This is a genomic window from Caulobacter sp. GW821-FHT12F03 (assembly GCF_058806855.1).
Genome location: NZ_JBXAQC010000001.1, coordinates 541,849 through 559,786 on the forward strand (window position 1 = coordinate 541,849; position 17,938 = coordinate 559,786).

17 protein-coding genes are annotated in these 17,938 nt (G+C 70.0%); 10 read left to right on the top strand and 7 right to left on the bottom strand.

The window, feature by feature from the left end; translation table 11 throughout:
• Positions 1 to 86 precede the first annotated feature (86 nt).
• Entirely contained in the window at positions 87 to 674 is a 588-nt protein-coding gene (locus AC1RN0_RS02590; protein WP_492785863.1) for a hypothetical protein, read from the bottom strand.
• Between the two features lie 74 nt (positions 675 to 748).
• Complete coding sequence (locus tag AC1RN0_RS02595; RefSeq protein WP_492785864.1) at positions 749 to 1,285, bottom strand: dihydrofolate reductase family protein; 537 nt, start codon at positions 1,283 to 1,285, stop codon at positions 749 to 751.
• A 158-nt stretch (positions 1,286 to 1,443) separates the two neighbouring features.
• On the opposite strand from AC1RN0_RS02595, the gene AC1RN0_RS02600 reads away from it, so the two are divergent.
• From AC1RN0_RS02600 to AC1RN0_RS02625, 6 genes are all read left to right on the top strand, one after another.
• Entirely contained in the window at positions 1,444 to 1,863 is a 420-nt protein-coding gene (locus AC1RN0_RS02600) for a hypothetical protein (protein ID WP_492785865.1), read from the top strand.
• 237 nt (positions 1,864 to 2,100) lie between these two features.
• The gene (locus AC1RN0_RS02605) at positions 2,101 to 2,577 is read left to right on the top strand and encodes a hypothetical protein (RefSeq protein WP_492785866.1); all 477 of its coding nucleotides are present in this window, start codon (positions 2,101 to 2,103) and stop codon (positions 2,575 to 2,577) included.
• A 43-nt stretch (positions 2,578 to 2,620) separates the two neighbouring features.
• Positions 2,621 to 3,205 carry a YdeI/OmpD-associated family protein gene (locus AC1RN0_RS02610; RefSeq protein WP_492785867.1) on the top strand — a complete coding sequence of 195 codons (585 nt, stop codon included), beginning with the start codon at positions 2,621 to 2,623 and terminating at the stop codon, positions 3,203 to 3,205.
• A 335-nt stretch (positions 3,206 to 3,540) separates the two neighbouring features.
• Entirely contained in the window at positions 3,541 to 4,719 is a 1,179-nt protein-coding gene (locus tag AC1RN0_RS02615; protein ID WP_492786412.1) for an aspartate aminotransferase family protein, read from the top strand.
• Positions 4,720 to 4,826: 107 nt separating this feature from the next.
• A complete protein-coding gene (argF, locus tag AC1RN0_RS02620; protein ID WP_492785868.1) occupies positions 4,827 to 5,765 on the top strand; it encodes an ornithine carbamoyltransferase in 939 nt (312 codons plus the stop codon).
• Positions 5,766 to 5,802: 37 nt separating this feature from the next.
• Positions 5,803 to 6,015, top strand: a complete 213-nt coding sequence (locus AC1RN0_RS02625; RefSeq protein WP_492785869.1) for a DUF2164 domain-containing protein — start codon at positions 5,803 to 5,805, stop codon at positions 6,013 to 6,015.
• 14 nt (positions 6,016 to 6,029) lie between these two features.
• Here the strand turns inward: AC1RN0_RS02625 and AC1RN0_RS02630 are convergent, their stop codons facing one another.
• Entirely contained in the window at positions 6,030 to 7,901 is a 1,872-nt protein-coding gene (locus tag AC1RN0_RS02630) for a M1 family metallopeptidase (protein ID WP_492785870.1), read from the bottom strand.
• Between the two features lie 89 nt (positions 7,902 to 7,990).
• Between AC1RN0_RS02630 and AC1RN0_RS02635 the strand changes: the two genes are divergently transcribed.
• Both AC1RN0_RS02635 and AC1RN0_RS02640 read left to right on the top strand, forming a co-directional pair.
• Positions 7,991 to 8,911, top strand: coding sequence for an Hsp33 family molecular chaperone (locus tag AC1RN0_RS02635; protein WP_492785871.1), 921 nt, complete (start codon positions 7,991 to 7,993; stop codon positions 8,909 to 8,911).
• The gene (locus tag AC1RN0_RS02640) at positions 8,911 to 9,270 is read left to right on the top strand and encodes a hypothetical protein (RefSeq protein ID WP_492785872.1); all 360 of its coding nucleotides are present in this window, start codon (positions 8,911 to 8,913) and stop codon (positions 9,268 to 9,270) included. The genes AC1RN0_RS02635 and AC1RN0_RS02640 overlap by 1 nt, the downstream gene beginning before the upstream one ends.
• Before the next feature lie 44 nt (positions 9,271 to 9,314).
• Here the strand turns inward: AC1RN0_RS02640 and AC1RN0_RS02645 are convergent, their stop codons facing one another.
• Positions 9,315 to 9,851, bottom strand: coding sequence for a glycine cleavage system transcriptional repressor (locus AC1RN0_RS02645; RefSeq protein WP_492785873.1), 537 nt, complete (start codon positions 9,849 to 9,851; stop codon positions 9,315 to 9,317).
• Positions 9,852 to 10,089: 238 nt separating this feature from the next.
• Positions 10,090 to 13,239, bottom strand: coding sequence for a beta strand repeat-containing protein (locus AC1RN0_RS02650; RefSeq protein ID WP_492785874.1), 3,150 nt, complete (start codon positions 13,237 to 13,239; stop codon positions 10,090 to 10,092).
• Positions 13,240 to 14,441: 1,202 nt separating this feature from the next.
• Here AC1RN0_RS02650 and AC1RN0_RS02655 point away from each other — a divergent pair.
• Positions 14,442 to 14,600 (top strand): hypothetical protein, encoded by a 159-nt coding sequence (locus tag AC1RN0_RS02655; RefSeq protein WP_492785875.1) that lies wholly within the window; start codon positions 14,442 to 14,444, stop codon positions 14,598 to 14,600.
• 165 nt (positions 14,601 to 14,765) lie between these two features.
• Positions 14,766 to 16,157: an MFS transporter gene (locus tag AC1RN0_RS02660; protein ID WP_492785876.1), complete on the top strand. Its 1,392-nt coding sequence runs from the start codon at positions 14,766 to 14,768 to the stop codon at positions 16,155 to 16,157.
• A 6-nt stretch (positions 16,158 to 16,163) separates the two neighbouring features.
• On the opposite strand, the gene apaG is transcribed toward AC1RN0_RS02660, so the two are convergent.
• Positions 16,164 to 16,595 (bottom strand): Co2+/Mg2+ efflux protein ApaG, encoded by a 432-nt coding sequence (gene apaG, locus AC1RN0_RS02665; protein WP_492785877.1) that lies wholly within the window; start codon positions 16,593 to 16,595, stop codon positions 16,164 to 16,166.
• A 16-nt stretch (positions 16,596 to 16,611) separates the two neighbouring features.
• Positions 16,612 to 17,799: an O-succinylhomoserine sulfhydrylase gene (metZ, locus tag AC1RN0_RS02670; protein ID WP_492785878.1), complete on the bottom strand. Its 1,188-nt coding sequence runs from the start codon at positions 17,797 to 17,799 to the stop codon at positions 16,612 to 16,614.
• Positions 17,800 to 17,938: the final 139 nt, after the last annotated feature.

The window sequence follows — 17,938 nt, forward strand, 5'->3', positions numbered from 1 at the left end:
TTCATCCCTTGTCTTCGGGGGAGTCTAGACCCTGACGCCGGGCGGGCAAAGGGTGGCGGCCAGGCTCGTGGTCCCGGCCTGATGCCCTAGGAAATCCAGCCCCCGCCGCATTCCTTAGGCGCCGACCAGCGGCCCCCGGACTTGTGAAGGCGAAAGGTCGACCCGGACCCGCACAGCCCGCCGCACACCATGCTGAACTTGACCACGGCGTCGGTCCCATCTCGGCTGAAGGCGATCTGCGAGAAGGAGATCAGCGAATTGGCGAAGCCCTCCTCGACCGCTTCGTCGACGGACTTGCCCATTGCAATGGCCCGGCCGGGGTCCACAGGTCGCCAGGTCGATCCGTCGATCACCTCGACGCCCGGCCTCGCGAACCGTGCGCCGACGAGCGTCTTGCGGCCTTGCTCGCCGCGAGCGTCCGAAGGGAATTCCAGACCACTGGTGCAGGCCGCGAACTCCGAATCGGACCTGGACGGCGGCGCTGACAGCGTCGCATCGACCAGCTGTCGTCCCGGCTTGTCGCCGAGCCAGGAGGCCAGCACGGCGTCGTAGACTGCAATCTCGTCCCGGCTGACAGCCGGAGCGGTATCCGCTGGCTGGCCCGCGGCGAACGCCGCCCCGGCCGCGATCGCAATACCGGCCATACCAATCGCAACGACGAGCCGGATGTTCATGGGCGCCTCCTGGGTATCCGCAACCTATGCGACGGTTCTCCGGGTGGACAGGCCGAAATCACGGCTCCCGCCCGTCACCCCGGCGCATACCGCAACCGCATCACGCTCTCGCCGATCCGGTCGCTGGCCAGCAACCGCAGCGGCGGCCGGGCGGCGGCGAAATACGGTGTCCCGCGCCCCAGCACCACGGGGTGCAGATAGATCCGGTACTCGTCGATGAGGCCCAGATCCGTCAGGGTCCGCGCCAGGTCCGGGCCGCCGACCTCGATCTCGCCCTCGACCTCGGCCTTCAGCCGGCGGACGGCGGCCTCCAGGTCCCCCTCGACCAGCGTGGCGTTCGGGCCGACCGTCTTCAGGGTGCGTGACACCACCCACTTCGGATGGCTCCGCCAGGCCGCCGCGAAGTCGCGTTCCGGCTCGTCCCAGCCGGGCTGCTCCTCGTCCCAGTAGGCCATCAGCTCATAGAGCTTGCGCCCGTACAGGCTGCCCGCCTGGCCCCGGGCCTGGTCGATGAAATGCCGGAACAGCACGGCATCGGGCATCATCGCCGGGTGGTCGTGGTCGACGTAGCCGTCGAGCGACTGGTTCATGCCGAAGACGAGACGGGCCATGCTACGAACCCGCCTCAAGCGCGATCGCGATCGCGGTCCGTCCGGAAGCGATTGTCTCGTTCACCCGATGGCCTCCCATGCGCAGGGCGCGAGTATCGCGCCCCGTCGGTCCGCTTTCCACCCATTGCGACGGCCCGTGCAGAGTCTAGGTTCGGGTCATGACCGGCCCCGCAATACAGGACCACTATCCCGACTCCCCGGCCTACCGGGAGCTTCAGCCGCTTCGCATCCCGGCGGGCTGGCTGATCGGCTGGATGACGCTTCGCTCGGGCATGGACGCCGATCGGAGCGGGATTGGCGGCTCGTCGATCTTCAACGCGACCAACGCCGGCCGACGGTTCAACATCGATGTCGAGTTTCGTCCCGAGTTCGATCCCGAGGGCGCCTACCACCTCACCGTCCTCTACCAGCCCTGGGCCCGAAGCGAGCGCGGCCGTCGGCTGAAGGAGGACGCGTTCGCGCTCAACGCCGACGCTGAGGTCGTCCACCGGTTCGAGACCCGGTCGTACCCGGCGCTGATCGCCGAACTGGAACGCTGGATCGCGCGCTGCACGGTCTGGCAACGCGAAGGCAGCTGAACGCGGCGGCGCGCCCTTGCAGGCCTGGCCCCGCACGGCCGTCCTGCCGCCGAATCTGACAACGACGTCATGACACAACTTTAAGTGTCCGGCTTCGGCGACCGGCGCTATGTCCGGCCGGCGACGTCAGCGGCCGCCCCGAGGGGGAGAGCGGCCCGGCGCCGATTCATCACCGTCAGCACGCCGGGGCGACGCGTTACGAACGCGCGCCTCCGCGCCTTCGAAGGACACCCTCCCATGATCGCCCACTTCTCCATCCCCGCCCGCGACCCGCAGGCGACCGCCGAACTGTTCGCCCGCATCATCGACGGCGTGGCTATCCGCTTCCCCGTCGTCGACGGCGGCTGGATGGCCCTGGCCCGCGACGGCTCGGGCACCGGCGTCGAGGTCGTGCCGGAAACCACCGCCATCCAGTTCGAGGGCGAGGACGGCGCGCCGCCGCGCTACCAGGCGGGCCTGCGCGCCCCGCCGACCGAGGCCACCGCCATCCACTTCGCCCTGACCACCCGGCTGAGCCAGGACGAGGTCATGGCCATGGGCCTGGAGAAGGGCTGGCGCACCACCCACCAGAGCCGCGGCCCGTTCGACCTGGTCGAGATGTGGATCGACAACCGCATCATGGTCGAGGTCCTGCCCCCCGAGAGCACCGCCCGCTACCTCGCCTTCGCCACCCCGGAAGCGGCTGCGGCGGGCTTCGCGGCCGAGTTCGCGTAAGGGGGCGGTTGCCCCCTGAGGCGGGCCGACTATCCTCCTCGCCATGACCGACGAAACGAAGGCCCGGCTGCCGGTGATCAGCTTCCCGGATGTCGCGGCCTTCGACGCCTGGCTGGACGCCCAGCCCCGGTCCTCGCCCGGGCTGTGGCTCCGGCTGGCGAAGAAGGGCGCGGATTTCGCCAGCCTGTCCAAGGCCGGGGCCATCGACGCGGCGCTGTGCAACGGCTGGATCGACGGCCAGCTGGACAAATATGACGACGTCAGCTGGCTGGTGCGGTTCACGCCGCGCAAGCCGGCCAGCAAGTGGTCGGCGGTCAACCGGACACGCGCCCTGGAGCTCATCGCGGCGGGGCGGATGCGGCCCGCGGGCCTGGCCGAGATCGACGCGGCCAAAGCCGATGGTCGCTGGGACGCCGCCTACGCCCCGGCCAGCAAGGCCCAGCCGCCACCCGACCTGCAGGCCGCCCTCGACGCCTCGCCCAAAGCCGCCGCCTTCTTCGCCACCCTGACCGGCGCCAACCGCTACGCCGTCATCTACCGCGTCAGCACGGTCAGGACGCCGGACGCCCGCCAGAAGAAGATCGCCCGCTTCGTGGCGATGCTGGAGCGCGGAGAGACGTTCCACTGACTTCGGCCTGCCGTGACTGCTTGTCCCTGTCGCGGTCGCCCACGCCGATGACGGGGACTGGTCAAGCTGTCCCTCGGGACGGCTTGCCCTGTCCCCGTCCGCGCGGTCAGGGACAGGTTATCCAGTCCCAAGGGACAGGATAACCTGTCCCTATGGTCACCCCTTCCCCCGCGGGAGAGGAGTCCCCCGCCCATTCCCCGTTTTCTTGACATTCCACCCGTCCCCGGTGAGAAGCCTAAAGCTTCCCGTCCCCGCGCCATCGCCCGGGGATTTCTTCCTTCTGGGAGGCGACCTTGACCACCACGACCGCTCCGACCGCGACCCCCGACCACATCATGGGCGTTTACAACCGCGCCCCGCTGGCGGTTGAGCGAGGCCTCGGCGCGCGCCTGTGGGACGTCGACGGCGTCGCCTATCTCGACTGCGTCGCGGGCATCGCCACCAACGGTCTGGGCCACTGCCATCCGCGCCTCGTCGAGGTGCTGAAGGAGCAGGCCGACAAGCTCTGGCACGTGTCCAACATCTTCCGCATCCCCGGCCAGGAAGCCCTGGCCACGCGGCTGACCGACGCGACCTTCGCCGACGTGGTGTTCTTCACCAACTCGGGCACCGAGGCGATCGAGTGCGCCCTGAAGACGGCGCGCAAGTATCACACCGCCAACGGCCAGCCGGAGCGGACCGAGATCTACGGCTTCGACGGCTCGTTCCACGGCCGCAGCTACGCGGCGATCAACGCCGCCGGCAACCCGGGCTATGTCGAGGGCTTCGGCCCCCGCCTGCCGGGCTACAGCCAGCTGAAGTGGGGCGACCACGACGCCATCAAGGCGGCCATCGCCAACCCGGCCACGGCGGCGATCATCATCGAGCCGGTGCAGGGGGAGGGCGGCGCCCGCGCCCTGCCCGAGCAGTGCCTGACCGGCCTGCGCGCCCTGACCCGCGAGCACGGCGTGCTGCTGATCTACGACGAGGTGCAGTCGGGCATGGGCCGCACCGGCAAGCTGTTCGCCCACGAATGGGCCGAGGACGCCGCGCCGGACATCATGGCCGTGGCCAAGGCGCTCGGCGGCGGTTTCCCGGTCGGCGCCTGCCTGGCCAGCGCCGAGGCGGCGAGGGGCATGACCGTGGGCGTCCACGGTTCGACCTTCGGCGGCAACCCGCTGGCCATGGCCGTGGGCCTCGCCGCCTTCGACGAGATCAGCAAGCCCGAGACGCTGGCCAACGTCCGCGACGTGGCCGGCTACTTCAACCAGCAGCTCACCGGCCTCAAGGACCGCTATCCGGACGTCATCCTCGACGTGCGTGGCAAGGGGTTCCTGATCGGCCTGAAGGTCGCCCCTGTGAACCGTGAGTTCATGGCCATGGCCCGCGACCACAAGCTGCTGGTGGCCGGCGGCGGCGACAACTGCGTCCGCCTGCTGCCGCCGCTCAACCTGACGGTCGACGAAGCCCGCGAGGCGATCGAGAAGCTTGAGCAGACCTGCGAAACGGCCCGCGCCAAGGCAGCCGCGGCGTAGACCGGGGACAGGTTAAGCTGTCCCCCGGGACGGCCTGACCTGTCCTCCCGTCCGCACTTTCAAAAACACCTGGGTCCCGGCCTTCGCCGGGATGATCGGGGGATCAGATGTCCACGCCACCCCGCCACTTCATCGATATCTGGAAGCTCGAGTCCTCGGACCTGCGGGCCATCCTCGACGACGCCCGCGCCCGCAAGGCCGCGCGCAAGGGCTGGCCGCAGGCCCGCGTCGACGCCGACGCCCCGGGCGCCGAGCGCACCCTGGCGATGATCTTCGAGAAGAACTCGACCCGCACCCGCTTCAGCTTCGACGCGGCCATCCGCCAGCTCGGCGGTTCGGGCATCATCTCGACCTCGGCCGACATGCAGCTGGGCCGCGGCGAGACGATCGAGGATACGGCGAAGGTCCTGTCGCGCATGGTCGACGCGGTGATGATCCGCGCCAACCATCACGAGGACGTCGAGCTGTTCGCCCAGAACGCCACCATCCCGGTGATCAACGGCCTGACCGACAAGAGCCACCCCTGCCAGATCCTCGCCGACATCCTGACCTTCGAGGAGCACCGCGGGCCGATCACCGGCAAGACCATCGCCTGGGTCGGCGACGGCAACAACGTCTGCTCCAGCTTCATCCACGCCGCGCCCAAGCTCGGCTTCAAGCTGAACATCGCCTGCCCGGCGGCCTATCATCCGGACCTCTACGACCTGGCCCGCGCGGCCGAGCAGCAGGGCCGCATCGAGATGACCGAGGACCCCCGCGAGGCGGTGCGCGGCGCCGACTGCGTGGTCACCGACACCTGGGTGTCGATGGGCGACGTCGACGGCGAGGCCCGGCTGGACGCCTTCGAGCCCTACCAGGTCGACGAGCACCTGATGGCCCTTGCCGACAGCCGCGCGGTCTTCCTCCACTGCCTGCCGGCCCACCGCGGCGAGGAAGTCAGCGACAGCGTCATCGACGGCCCGCAGTCGCTGGTCTGGGACGAGGCGGAGAACCGCATCCACGCCCAGAAGTCGATCCTCGCGTGGTGCTTCGGAAAGATCGGATAAGGCGTTGGCCGCGCTGGAGAAAGACGACCGTCTTGCGATGGCGCGGTCGCTTCGCGCCTATCTGAAGACCGAGCTCGATCTGGAGATCGGCGGCCTCGACGCCGAGTTGCTGCTCGACTTCATGGCCGAGCGCCTCGGCCCGCGCTTCTACAACCAGGGCCTCCGCGACGCGGCCACGGCCCTGGCCAAGCGCATGGACGTCCTGACCGAGGCGCTCGAGGAGCTCGAACGCCCGCTGCCGAGGGACTGACCGGTCGCGGGACCCTACGCCCCCTCCGCGTCCTTCAGCGCCGTCTCGATCCCGGCCGCCAGCGACGGGTGATAGCCGGCCTTCGCCGCGTCGAAGTAGCGCCGCGCCAGCGGCAGGCCCCAGGCCTTGTCCTTGATCAGCCCGAAGTACAGCGGCCGCAGGAACAGGCCCCGGCCGTTGCTGGCGAGGAAGGCCTGCAGCGACGGCAGGGCCGGTTCGTAACGGTTGGCCACCACCAGCTTCAGCCAGGCGGCGCGGACATAGGCGTTGGTCGAGGCCGACAGGCCGAACGCCCCGTCGAGGTCGGCCAGCTGCGCCGTTGTCAGCCGCCGCGGCAGGCCGTCGAGGAACCGCTGCCATTCCTGGGTCGTCCAGCCGGTCGTCGCCAGCCCGGCCGCCGGCGCGCCGCCGAGGAAGGCGGTCCGCTGGGCGTCGACCTTCAGCAGCGCCGGCGAGGCCTCATGCCAGGCGTTCGACGGAATCCCCGGCTGGTAGACCCATGCGTCCAGCTGCAGCTGCGCCTCCAGCGCCGCGTCGCCCTTGACCAGATGCTCGCGCAGGTCGGCGAGGAAGCCGGCCGTGGTCTGCGGCTGGAAGGCGTAGCGGTCGAAGTAGCCGCGCAGCCAGGCGTCCCAGCGGTCGCGGCCGAACACATGCTCAAGCGTGCGCAGGAACGCCTCGCCCTTGATGTACTCGACGCCCGTGTCGGCGCCGTGCAGCGTCGTCTGGACCGGGGTCTGGTCGGCCACCGCCCGCTGCAGCTCGTCCCAGCTCAGGTCGGCCTCGACGCCCGCCCGCGCGGGTCCGTACAGCGCCTCCATCAGCCGGTTCTCGACGTAGCTGGTGAAGCCCTCATTGAGCCAGATGTCGTTCCAGGTGGCGTTGGTCACCAGGTTGCCGGACCAGCTGTGCGCCAGCTCGTGCGCCACCAGCCCGACATTGGCCCGGTCGCCGGTGATGAAGGTCGGGGTCAGGAAGGTGAGGGTGGTGTTCTCCATCCCGCCGTAGGGAAACGCCGGCGGCAGCACCAGCACGTCGTAGCGGCCCCAGCGGTACGGCCCGTAGAGCCCCTCGGCCGCCTCGACCATCTTCTCGGTGTCGGCCAGCTCATGGGCCGCCCGGTCCATCATCGACGGCTCGGTGTAGACCCCGGTGCGCGGGCCCAGCGGCCGGAAGGCGATGTCGCCCACGGCCAGGGCGATCAGATAGGGCGCGGTCGGATGGGTCATGCGGAAGCGCCAGGCGCGCAGGCCCTTGCCGGCCGGCTCGCCCTTCGGGGTCAGCTTTTCGCCGCTCATAACCGCCGTCAGCCCCTCGGGCGCGACGATCCGCGCGGTCCAGGTCTGGCGGATGCCGGGGCTGTCCTGGGTCGGGATCCAGCTGCGGTTCAGGATCGCCTGGCCCTGGCTGTAGAGGTAGGGCTTCACCTTGCCGGCCGTCTGGTCCGGGCTCAGCCACTGCAGCGCCAGCGCGGTCGGGGCGCTGCGATAGGCCACCACCACCCGGCTGGCGCCGTTCAGCTGAACGGTCAGCGGCGCGCCCTTCTCGCCGTCGGCGGCGCCGAGCGTCCACGTCAGCGTGCGGCCGGCCCCGTCGGTGACGCCCAGAATGGTCAGGTCCAGGGTGTCGAGCACCACCTCGGTCGCCCCCGGCGCGGCCAGCACCGTCAGCGCGGCCGTGCCCGAGACGGTGTGGCTGGCGAAGTCGGTCGTCAGGTCGAGGTCGACATGCGTCACCCGCGCCTCGCGCGGCCGGGCGTACGTCTGGCTGTCGACCGCGTCCGCGCGGGTCAGGATCGGCGCCACCTCCGGCGCCGCGGCCGGCGCGGCGAGGGCGGACCCGGCCAGCAGGCCGGACAGAAACAGGGCGCGGACGATCGACAGCATGGCGGGCTCACTCTGCGGAACAGGCCGACTGCATGCCCCGTTCCGCCCCGGCTCGCAACTCTCGCTCCGAACCCCTATGTAGTCGCGCCATGACCGATACCGCTTCCTCCACCGCCCCGACGGCCCCCGCCGACGACCTCGTCGCCACCTTCCAGATCGAGGGCTGGCCCGTGCGCGGCCGCATCGTGCGGCTGGGCGCGTCGGTGCACGAGATCCTCACCCGCCACGACTATCCCGAGGCCGTGGCCAACCTGCTCGGCGAGGCCTGCGCCCTGGCGGCCCTGGTCGGCTCCAGCCTGAAGTTCGACGGCCGGCTGATCGTCCAGGCCCAGGGCGACGGTCCGGTGGCCTATGTCGTGGTCGACTACGACACAGAGGGCTCCCTGCGCGGCTACTGCCGTTATGACGCCGACCGCGTCGCCGAGGCCAGCACCGGCTTCGCCCGCCCCGGCGCGAAGACCCTGCTCGGCCAGGGCGTGTTCATCATGACCGTCGACCAGGGTCCGGACATGGACCGCTACCAGGGCGTCACGGCGATCGAGGGCGAGACCCTGGCCCTGTGCGCCGAGCAGTACTTCGCCCAGTCGGAGCAGACCCCCACCCGCATCCGCCTGGCCGTCGGCCAGGCCGACAGCGGGGACGGCCCCGCCTGGCGCGCGGGCGGCCTGCTGATCCAGAACATCGCCGGCGACGAGACCCGCGGCGACACGAAGGACGCCTGGGTCCGCGCGCAGGCCCTGTTCGAGACCACCGGCGAGGACGAGCTGATCGACCCCACCCTGCCGGCCGAGACCCTGCTCTGGCGGCTGTTCAACGAGGACGGCGTGCGCCTGTTCGAGCCGAAGGCCCTCAAGGCCTTCTGCCGCTGCTCGCCCGAGCGCATCGCCGGGGTGCTGGAGAGCTTCAGCCTCGAGGAGCGGCTGGAGATGATCGAGGACGACGGCATGGTCCGCGTGACCTGCGAATACTGCTCGCGGGTGTATGAACTGGACGGGCCGGGAGCCGGCTGATGAGCCCCGGGCCGGCGCTGATCAACGCCCTGCTGATCTGCGCCGGCGTGTTCATCTGGACGTTCGTGTTCGTGTGGGAGCTGGCCAAGCAGCCCGGCTACCTGAAAAGCTGGCTGGTCTGGTCAGGGACTATGGGCGGCCTCGCCTTCGTCGCCATGCTCCGTAGCGGAGCCACCTTCATGGAGAGCCTCGCCCCGTTCGTCTTCCTCCCGGTCCTCATCGCGGCCGGACAACTCCGCTACCGCATGCGCGAACGCTTCCTGGATGCCCGAGCGGCGCGCGAGGCCAACTACGACGCCTGGGGCAACCCCCGGCCCAGGCCCGGAGTGTCGAAGCCGGAGGTCCCGAAGGGCGGCTAGGAATCGCCCGATCCCCGCTTCGCGGGGATGAGCGCGAGGCCCCCTTACCCCGCCGGCGTCAGCGAGATATCGACCAGGATCTCCGCCGAGATGTCCTCCAGCGCGCCCTGCACCGCCTCGGCCGCCAGCCCGGGCGGCAGGGCGAGGGTCGCGGCCATGTGGAACATCGGTGCGCCGGAGTGCGGCCCGGCCACGACCCAGGTGCGGAAGGTCTCGATGTTGGCGCCCAGCCCGCCGAGCGCGGCGGTCACCTCGTTGACGATCCCCGGCCGGTCCTGGCCGACGAGATCGAGCTGCAGCGCCTGACCGCCGCTCCCGCCGCCGGGCGCCGCCGCCGCGCCCTCGCGCGCCGGAACGATGCGCACCGTCAGCCCCTCGGCGTCGACCCGCCCGACGGCCTCGCGCAGCGCCTCCAGCCGCTCCGGCGCCAGCGCCACCAGCACCGAGCCGACATACAGCCCGCCCAGCTGGCTCAGATGACTCTCCAGCCAGTTCCCCCCGGCCCCCAGCACCGCCCCCGCCAGCAAACGGGTCAGACCCGGCCGGTCACTGCCGACAACGCTGAGGATGTAGTGGGACATGGCGGGGGCTCGCTGTGGGGCCGTGAATTGGGATTTGTAGATAGGCCAGGGGCGGGGGGTCGAGAAAGGGTGTGTCGCAAATTCCCGCGCCCGAACCCTTCGCCGACCCGCTCGAAAGCTCAGCCTCGAGCAACCCGGCGCCGTGTCGAGGACGACGGAAAGGCGCGCGTGGCGTGCGAGTACCGCTCGCGGGGCGGTCAGCTGGATAGGCGTGGGGCGGCGTGGGAAGGGTTGGCGACTACAGCACCCACCCGCCGTTGCTGTCGCCGCCGCCGGTGTAGAGATTGGCGGTGGCGGCGGTGACGTCGCCGTTTACGGCGATGGAGAAGTCGGCCTTGCCGTCGCCGTCGACGTCGAGCTGCAGGGTGGTGATCGAGCCGTTGAACGCCAGGACCGCCTGACCCGCCAGCTTGGTGAACTTGCTGACGAAGGTGAACGCCTGGTCGCCGGCCAGATTGATATTGGCGTCGATGGCGCTGAGGTCGATGCGGTCGTTGGCGGCGAACGACAGGTCGACGATGGTGTCCTTCTCGACCAGACCGGCGCCGGCGCTGTTCAGGTGGATGTCGAGGTTGGTAAAGGCGAAGGTGTCCGCCCCCGCGCCGCCGGTCAGCCGGTCCGAACCGTTGCCGCCGGTCAGGACGTCATCCCCGTTGCCGCCGTCGAGCACGTCGTTGCCGGCGTCGCCGTAGAGGCTGTCCGCCCCGTCCATGCCGCTGAGGGTGTCGATATCGCCGCCGCCGTGGAGGACGTTGGCCCCGGCGTTGCCGGTGAGCGTGTTCTTCAGAACATTGCCGGTCCCGTCGATGTCGCCGGAGCCCGTCAGGGTCAGGTTCTCGACGTTGGCCGTCAGGCTGTAGCTGATCGAGGCCGAGACTGTGTCGGTTCCCTCGCCCGCCGCTTCCGTGACCGTGTCGCCCGCGTCGTCGACGACATAGCTGTCGGCGCCGAGGCCGCCGGTCAGGCTGTCCGCGCCGAGCCCGCCGTCGAGCAGGTCATTGCCCGCTCCGCCCAGCAGGGTGTCGGTTCCGGCGTCGCCGTAGAGCAGGTCATTGCCGACCGATCCGTCGAGACTGTCGGCGCCGTTGCCGCCGTTCAGCGTGTCGGCGCCGCCGTCGCCGAACAGGGTGTCATTGCCGTCCAGGCCCGACAGGACGTTGGCCGAGCTGTTGCCGAGGATGATGTTGTCGAGGCTGTTGCCGGTCCCGCTGATCGCGCCGCCCGGCGCGGCCAGGGTCAGGTTGTCCAGGCCGGCGCCGAGGGTGAAGGCGACCGAGGAAATGACCAGATCCGTTCCGTCGCCACCCGTCTCGTCGGCCGTGTCGCCTGCGTCGGTGATCACATAGGTGTCGTCGCCGGTCCCGCCCTGCAAGGTGTCGGCGCCCGTGCCGCCCCTCAGGTAGTCGTTGCCGATGCCGCCGATCAGTGTGTCGTCGCCCGCGCCGCCGTCGAGGAAATCGTTGCCGGCGCCGCCGTCCACGGTGTCGTTCCCGCCCTGGGCGGCGATGGTGTCGTCCCCTCCGGCGCCGGTCAGGGTGTCGTCACCTGTCGTCGGCGTGGTGCTGACGCCGGCTTCCGCCGTGTCCTGGATCGGCACCACGACGCTGGTAGACGCCGTACCACCTGCGCCGTCGTTGACGGCCAGTGTCAGCGTGGCGTTCGCCGGCGGCGTGTCGGTATTGGCGTAAAAGCTGACCGTGCTGGTCCCGTCGGTGTTGATCAAGGCGGCGATCTGCGCCGCCGTGCCGGTGATGGTCACGCTGGCGGTGCCGGATCCCGATACCACCGCCCCGCTGGTCCCCGCGGTAACGGTCAGCAGGCCATAGGTCGTCGACAGCGTCGCCGTCAGGACATCCCCGGCGTCCGGGTCGCTGACAGTGAAGCCGGTGTTCTTCAGATCCAGCGAAACCTGCTCGATCGCCGACAGGCCATAGCGGAACATCTGGGCCTTGACGGCCGAGAAGGACGTATCGCCCCCGGCGCCGCCGACGCCGAGACTGGCGTCCTCCCAGACAATGATGAAACGACCATCCGCAAGCGCCTGGACCTTCATGCCCGCCTGACTGCCGTCCGTCGCGGTATTGACGAGGAATTCGCCGCCGATCTTGCTCCCGTCAGCCGCGAAGACCTGGGCCTTGACGGCGAAGGCGCTGGCGTCGCCTGTCGCGCCGCCGACGCCGGCGCTGCTGTCCAGCCAGGTGATAACAAAGCCCCCCCCGGGCAGCGCGGCGCCGTCACCCCCCAGCTGGTCGCTATTCGTGGCCGTGTTGACCAGGATCTCACTGCCGACCTTCGCGCCGCCCGCCGTGAAGACTTGGGCCTTTACGGCGACGCCGGATGCGTCGCCGGTCACCCCGCCGACACCAAGGCTGCCATCCCGCCAGACGATGAGCACATTGCCGTTGCTCAACAGAGTGATGTCGGGCGCCGCCTGGTTGAGGTTGGTGGCGGTATTGACCTGGAACTCGCCGCCGACCTTGGAGCCATCGGCTGCGAAGATCTGGGCTTTGACCGCATTGCCGCTGAGATCGTCGCCGACGGTCTTGCTCGCGCCACCATTGTCCTGCCAGCTGATCACGAAGCCGCCGCCCGGAAGATTGATGAGGTCCAGCGTCAGCTGGGCGCCGGCGGTGGAGGTGTTGACGAGGATTTCGCCGCCAACCCTGGTACCGTCGTTTGCGAAAACCTGGGCCTTGATCGCGGTGCTGGACGCATCGCCGCCCGCGCCGCCGACGCCGAGGCTGGAGTCTTCCCAGGCGACCACGAAGCCGCCGCCGGTCAGACTGGCGATCCTCTCGAAGCGCTGATTGCCGGCGGTCGCGGTGTTGACGAGCACTTCGCCGCCGACCGGCGAGCCGTCGGCCGCGAACACCTGCATCTTGGTGGCATAGACGCTGCTGTCGCCCGTGGCGCCGCCGACCCCCTGGCTGAAGTCCCCCCAGGTGATCGCGAAACCGCCGTTCGTCAGCGCGGCCGCGAACGGCAAGTTCTGGTCGTTGGCGGTGGCGGAGTTGACGAGGATCTCGGAGCCAACCCGGGTCCCGTCGGCCGCGAACACCTGCGCCTTCACGGCAAGGCCGCTGCTGTCGCCCGTGGCGCCGCCCACGCCCAGGCTCGCGTCCGTCCAGGTGACCAGGAAGCCGCCGCCGGCGAGCACGATGATGCCGGCGACAGCCTGATCTCCGGCCGTGGCGGTATTGACGAGGATTTCGCCGCCGATCCGGGAGCCGTCCGGCGCGAAGATCTGCGCCTTGACGGCGCCGGCGTCGCTGTCGCCGCCGGTCCCGCCGACGCCGGCGCTGTTGTCGTTCCAGACGACGACGAAGTTGCCGTTCGGCAACTGGGTTACCCGCTGGCCGTTCTGGGCGCTGTTGGTCGCGATGTTCACCAGCTTCTCGCCGTCGATCCGCGCGACAGATGGCGTGTAGCTTACACTGGGTCCGCCGGTTCCGGCGAAAGCCTGAGGTTTCCCCGGCTCCCCGTCCGGAATCCCCTGGGGCGTCCCGCCGCCGGCATTGGTCAAATCTGCGGCGCCGGCCCCGCTGTCCCCCGCGGCGTACCAGGGCGAACCGGAATCAGGAATGAGGCTGTCGGAGGCCGCAGCCAGACGTCGAGGGGCGGCCTGATCTTCGTTGAAAATGGCAGTGTCAAACAAGCGATTGGACAGCACGGCGACGATCTCCTGCGGCCTGTGCTACGCCCCGCGCGAGGCGGTCGATCCAGGCGGTCAAAGGCCGGGCCAGAAATTCACCGTCCCTGCCACCCCAAAGAGATGACTATAAATAAGCGCGGCAAAGTCTAACATCAAAAAATTCGGTCAGGTTCTCGCCCATCTGGCGATATTTGGCCCGAAATGCACGCTGATGGAGAACGCGCGGGCCTGAACGCCTCGCCGATTACTCAAAACGGGCCCAATGCCGTCAACTGCGATTGACAGTTCCAGAATCTTCTCTTGTAGCGACTTGGTGTACCTTGGGCGTGTGCCATAGGCCTCAAGCCGCTACGCTAGGAGGGCGGATCGCCGCTATCCACCACTAGCGGACATCCATAGGGCCCGCCCTCGGGCAGGGACTCGAAGATCCGCTTTCTGGCTCGGCGCCAACGGGAGGGTCCCCCTCCCCAGCGCGCTTCGCCTGTGGGGAGGATTCTCCGAGGGGTAAACCGAAATCCCCCCGCCCAACCCCCTGAAATCCCTCACCTCCATTCCCGCCACGCCGCCGACCAAAGCAATCTCCCCACCACCCCTCCACGCCGCCCCCATACTCTCCCTCATCCCGCTGCAGGGGAGGGCGTCTCGGCCAGGCGATCCGATGCGGCGGCGGGGTGGAGTTCGAGCGGGGTCAGGCATGCGGGGGTTACGCATGCGGTCCGGGGAGGGCGTCGCCGCCCCCCGCCCGTCGGAGGCTTCTGCCGGCTAAGCGTTAAAACCGCTGCCCACCGGCGGCTGCCGGAAAACGGACTTCGCGGCGCGCGACGGCCTCGGCCTTCTCAGACCCCCTGCACCCCCCATCCGGCTGAGACCGGAGCGCGCCGCGCCCTCCCGCCTTCACCCCCGTGAAGCGGCGCCGCCGCGCGCCGCAGGAGTCCATCATGGTCAAGCCCCGCGAGCCCCGCCCCCGACCTGTCCCCCTCACGCCGGAAGAGGCGGCCGAGATCGAGGCCAAGTACGAGGCGCTCTTTGCGTTCGTCGCGCGCCTGAAGGCGGATCGCGAGGCGGGGGAACGGGACAGGGACCCCGCGGACATGTGACAGACACGCCTTCGCCCTCACGGCTCGCCTCCCTGCCGGCCCCACCGGCGGACCGCGGCTCCCCCGCCCTTGACTGACCCGGCCCTTCCGGCAGGCTGGCCCACAGACCACAAAGACAAGCCCCTGCCCCCGGAGCGGGAAGCGGCGGCGGGGGAGGCGATCTACATGGAGTCAGCAGCGGCGGGCGACGGGTCCGGGGTCTACCCCGAGGGCGCCGGCCTCTGGCGGTATGTGCTGCTGTTCGCGCTCACCACCCTGACCCTCAACATGATCTGGGGCGGGCTGGGCACGATCGTCTATCCCTTGCATGTCCAGCGGCTGGCCTTCGCCGCCGTCTTCACCGGCGCGGACGGCGGCGTCGATCTGCAGGCCCTGAGCCTGCTCAAGGCGCAGGTCGCGGCCGGGGCGGCGGCGAGCCCGGAGCAGACGCGGCTGCTTGGGCTGCTGGCCCGGTTCGAGGCGGCGCGGGCGCAGGGCCTGCTGTGGGTGTCGACCACCGGGGTGGTGGCCACCATGATCATCCTGCCGATCGTCGGCGCCCTGTCCGACCGCACGCGGTCCGGCTGGGGCCGGCGCGCGCCGTGGATCCTCGGCGGGGCGGCGGCGACGGTCCTGGTGCTGGCGCTGATGACCCGGGCGACGTCGGTCTGGCAGCTGGCCGTGCTGTCCGGCCTGATCGGCGCCACCACCAACACCGCGCTGGCCCCCCTGATGGCGACCATGGCCGACCGGGTGCCGGCGCACAGGATCGGCCTGGTCTCGGCGGTGACCAGCCTCGGCGGCGTGATCGGGCTGATCGGCGGCGGCATCCTCGGCGGGGCCCTGTTCGCCAGGTTCGGCGTCTCCACCTATCTGGCCTTCATCGTGACGCTGCTGGCCGCGGCCGCCTTCGTGGCCGGGGCGCCCGACCGGCCGTCGCGGACCCTCGACCCGCCGCGGATCAACGCCGCCCGGCAGCTGAAGGCCTTCACCGTGGCGCTGCTGGATCGCGACTTCCGCCTGGTCTGGGTGTCGAAGGTGCTGATTATGTTCGCCTATTCGGCGGCGACGACCTTCACCCTCTACATGCTGCAGAGCTATATCCGCCCGGCGCTGGACGCCGCCGAGGCGGCCCGGATCACGCCGCTGCTGGGGCTCGCCGCGCTGCCCGGCACGCTGGTCGCCATGGCGGTCTGCGGCCGCTGGTCCGACCGGATCCAGCGCCGCAAGCCCTTCGTCATCGTCAGCTCGCTGGTGTTCGCGGTCGCCCTCGCCGTGCCGCTGGTCTCGCCGACCCTTCCGGCGCTGTTCGTCCAGGCCGTGCTGACCGGGCTCGCGCTCGGCTGCTTCATGGTGGTGGATCAGGCCCTGATGATCGATGTGCTGCCGGACCAGGCGGCGGCGGGCCGCGATCTCGGCATCGGCCTGCTGGCCATCAATCTCGGCCAGGCCCTGGCGCCCGCGGTGGCCGGCGGGATCGTCGCCGCGACGGGCGGCTACAATCTGGTCTGGGTCGTCGGGACGCTCACCGTACTGGTCGCGACCGCGGCCATCCTCCCGGTGAAGCGGGCGCGCTGAGAGGTCCTAGTTCAGCCGCCGCCGCGCGCCCGGCAGGTGCAGGGAGAACGCGGGAATCTCGACCTCGAAGGCCTCGCCGGCGGCGGTGACCATCTGGTAGGTCCCGCGCATGGCGCCCGACGGCGTGCCCAGCGGGCAGCCGGACTGGTAGCGGAACGCCTCGCGGGGACCCAGCACCGGCTGTTCGCCGACCACGCCCTGGCCGCGCACCTCCTCGACCCGGTTGCGGGCGTCGGTGATCACCCAGTGGCGCGAGACCAGGGTCACGGTGTCGGTCCCGTGGTTCTCGATCTCGATGGTGTAGATCCAGATCCAGCGGCCGGTATCAGGGCTGGATTCCTCGGGCGAGTAAGCCGGCGAAACCCGCACGAGGATGTCGCCCGTGCGGGCGGTGTAGACCGGACTGTCCGGGCTGCCCCGGCGGTTGATGCGACCCATGGGTCCTGCTCGATACTCAGAGGGCGGCGTCGAGCGCCCTGGCGACGTCGCGGGAGAGGTCCCTGAGGTCCTCGAGGCCCACCGACATGCGCACGTAGCCCTCGGTCAGACCGATCTCCAGCCGATTCGCCTCCGGCATGGCGCGGTGGGTCGTCGTGGACGGGTGGGTGGCCATGGACTTGGCGTCTCCGAGATTGTTGGAGATGTCGATGATCTCCAGCGCATCGAGGAAACGCCAGGCCGCCTCGCGCGATCCCAGGTCGAACGCCAGCAGGTTTGAGAAGCCGCTCATCTGCGCCCGGGCGACGGCCGCCTGGGGGTGGTCGGCGCGGCCGGGATAAAGCACGCGCCTGACCGCCTTGTGGTCGCCGATCTGGTCGGCCAGGGCGGCGGCGCTGTCGGTCTCGCGGCGCACGCGCAGGTCCAGCGTCTCCAGCCCCTTGAGCAGGATCCAGGCGTTGAACGGCGAGAGCGCCGGGCCGGTGTGGCGGATGATGTCGCGATAGGCCTCCTCGAGCAGGTCCTTCGCGCCGAGGATCGCGCCGCCGAGCACCCGGCCCTGGCCGTCGATGTGTTTGGTCGCGGAATAGACCACGACGTCGGCGCCGAGCTGCAGCGGCTTCTGGAAGATCGGCGTGGCGAACACGTTGTCGACCACGACCTTCGCGCCGGCCGCGTGGGCGATCTTCGCCACCGCGGCGATGTCGGTGATCTCCAGCAGCGGGTTGGCCGGGCTCTCCAGCAGGACCACCTTCGTGTTCGGCCGCATGGCCGCTTCCCAGGCCTTCAGGTCGGTGGCGTCGACCAGGGTGGTCTCGACGCCGAAGCGCGGCAGCCAGTTCTGGACGATCCAGTTGCACGAGCCGAACAGGGCGCGGCCGGCGACCAGGTGGTCGCCCGCGCGCAGCAGGCCGCTGAGGGCGGTGTGCACCGCCGCCATGCCCGAGGCCAGCGAGCGGCAGTATTCGGCGCCCTCGAGCAGGGCCAGCCGTTCCTCGAAGATCTGGTTGGTCGGGTTGGCGTAGCGCGAATAGACGAAGCCCGGCTCCTCGCCGGAGAACCGCCGGTCGGCGGCCTCGGCGCTGTCATAGGCGAAGCTCTGCGTCAGATAGAGCGCCTCGGAGATCTCGCCGATGTTGCTGCGGTTGACGCCGCCGCGGATCAGGCGGGTCGCGGGCTGCCAGCTGTTGGGGTCTTCGGCCATGGCTACGGCTTTCCTTCAGATGAGGCCGGCATCAACTGCAAAGCCCCCCGCGAGGTCAACCAGGAAAGGGGATGTGTCCCCCAAACCCCCGTTCATGGAACCCGGGTGTCGGTCGCGCATTTCCGCATAAGGTTAACGC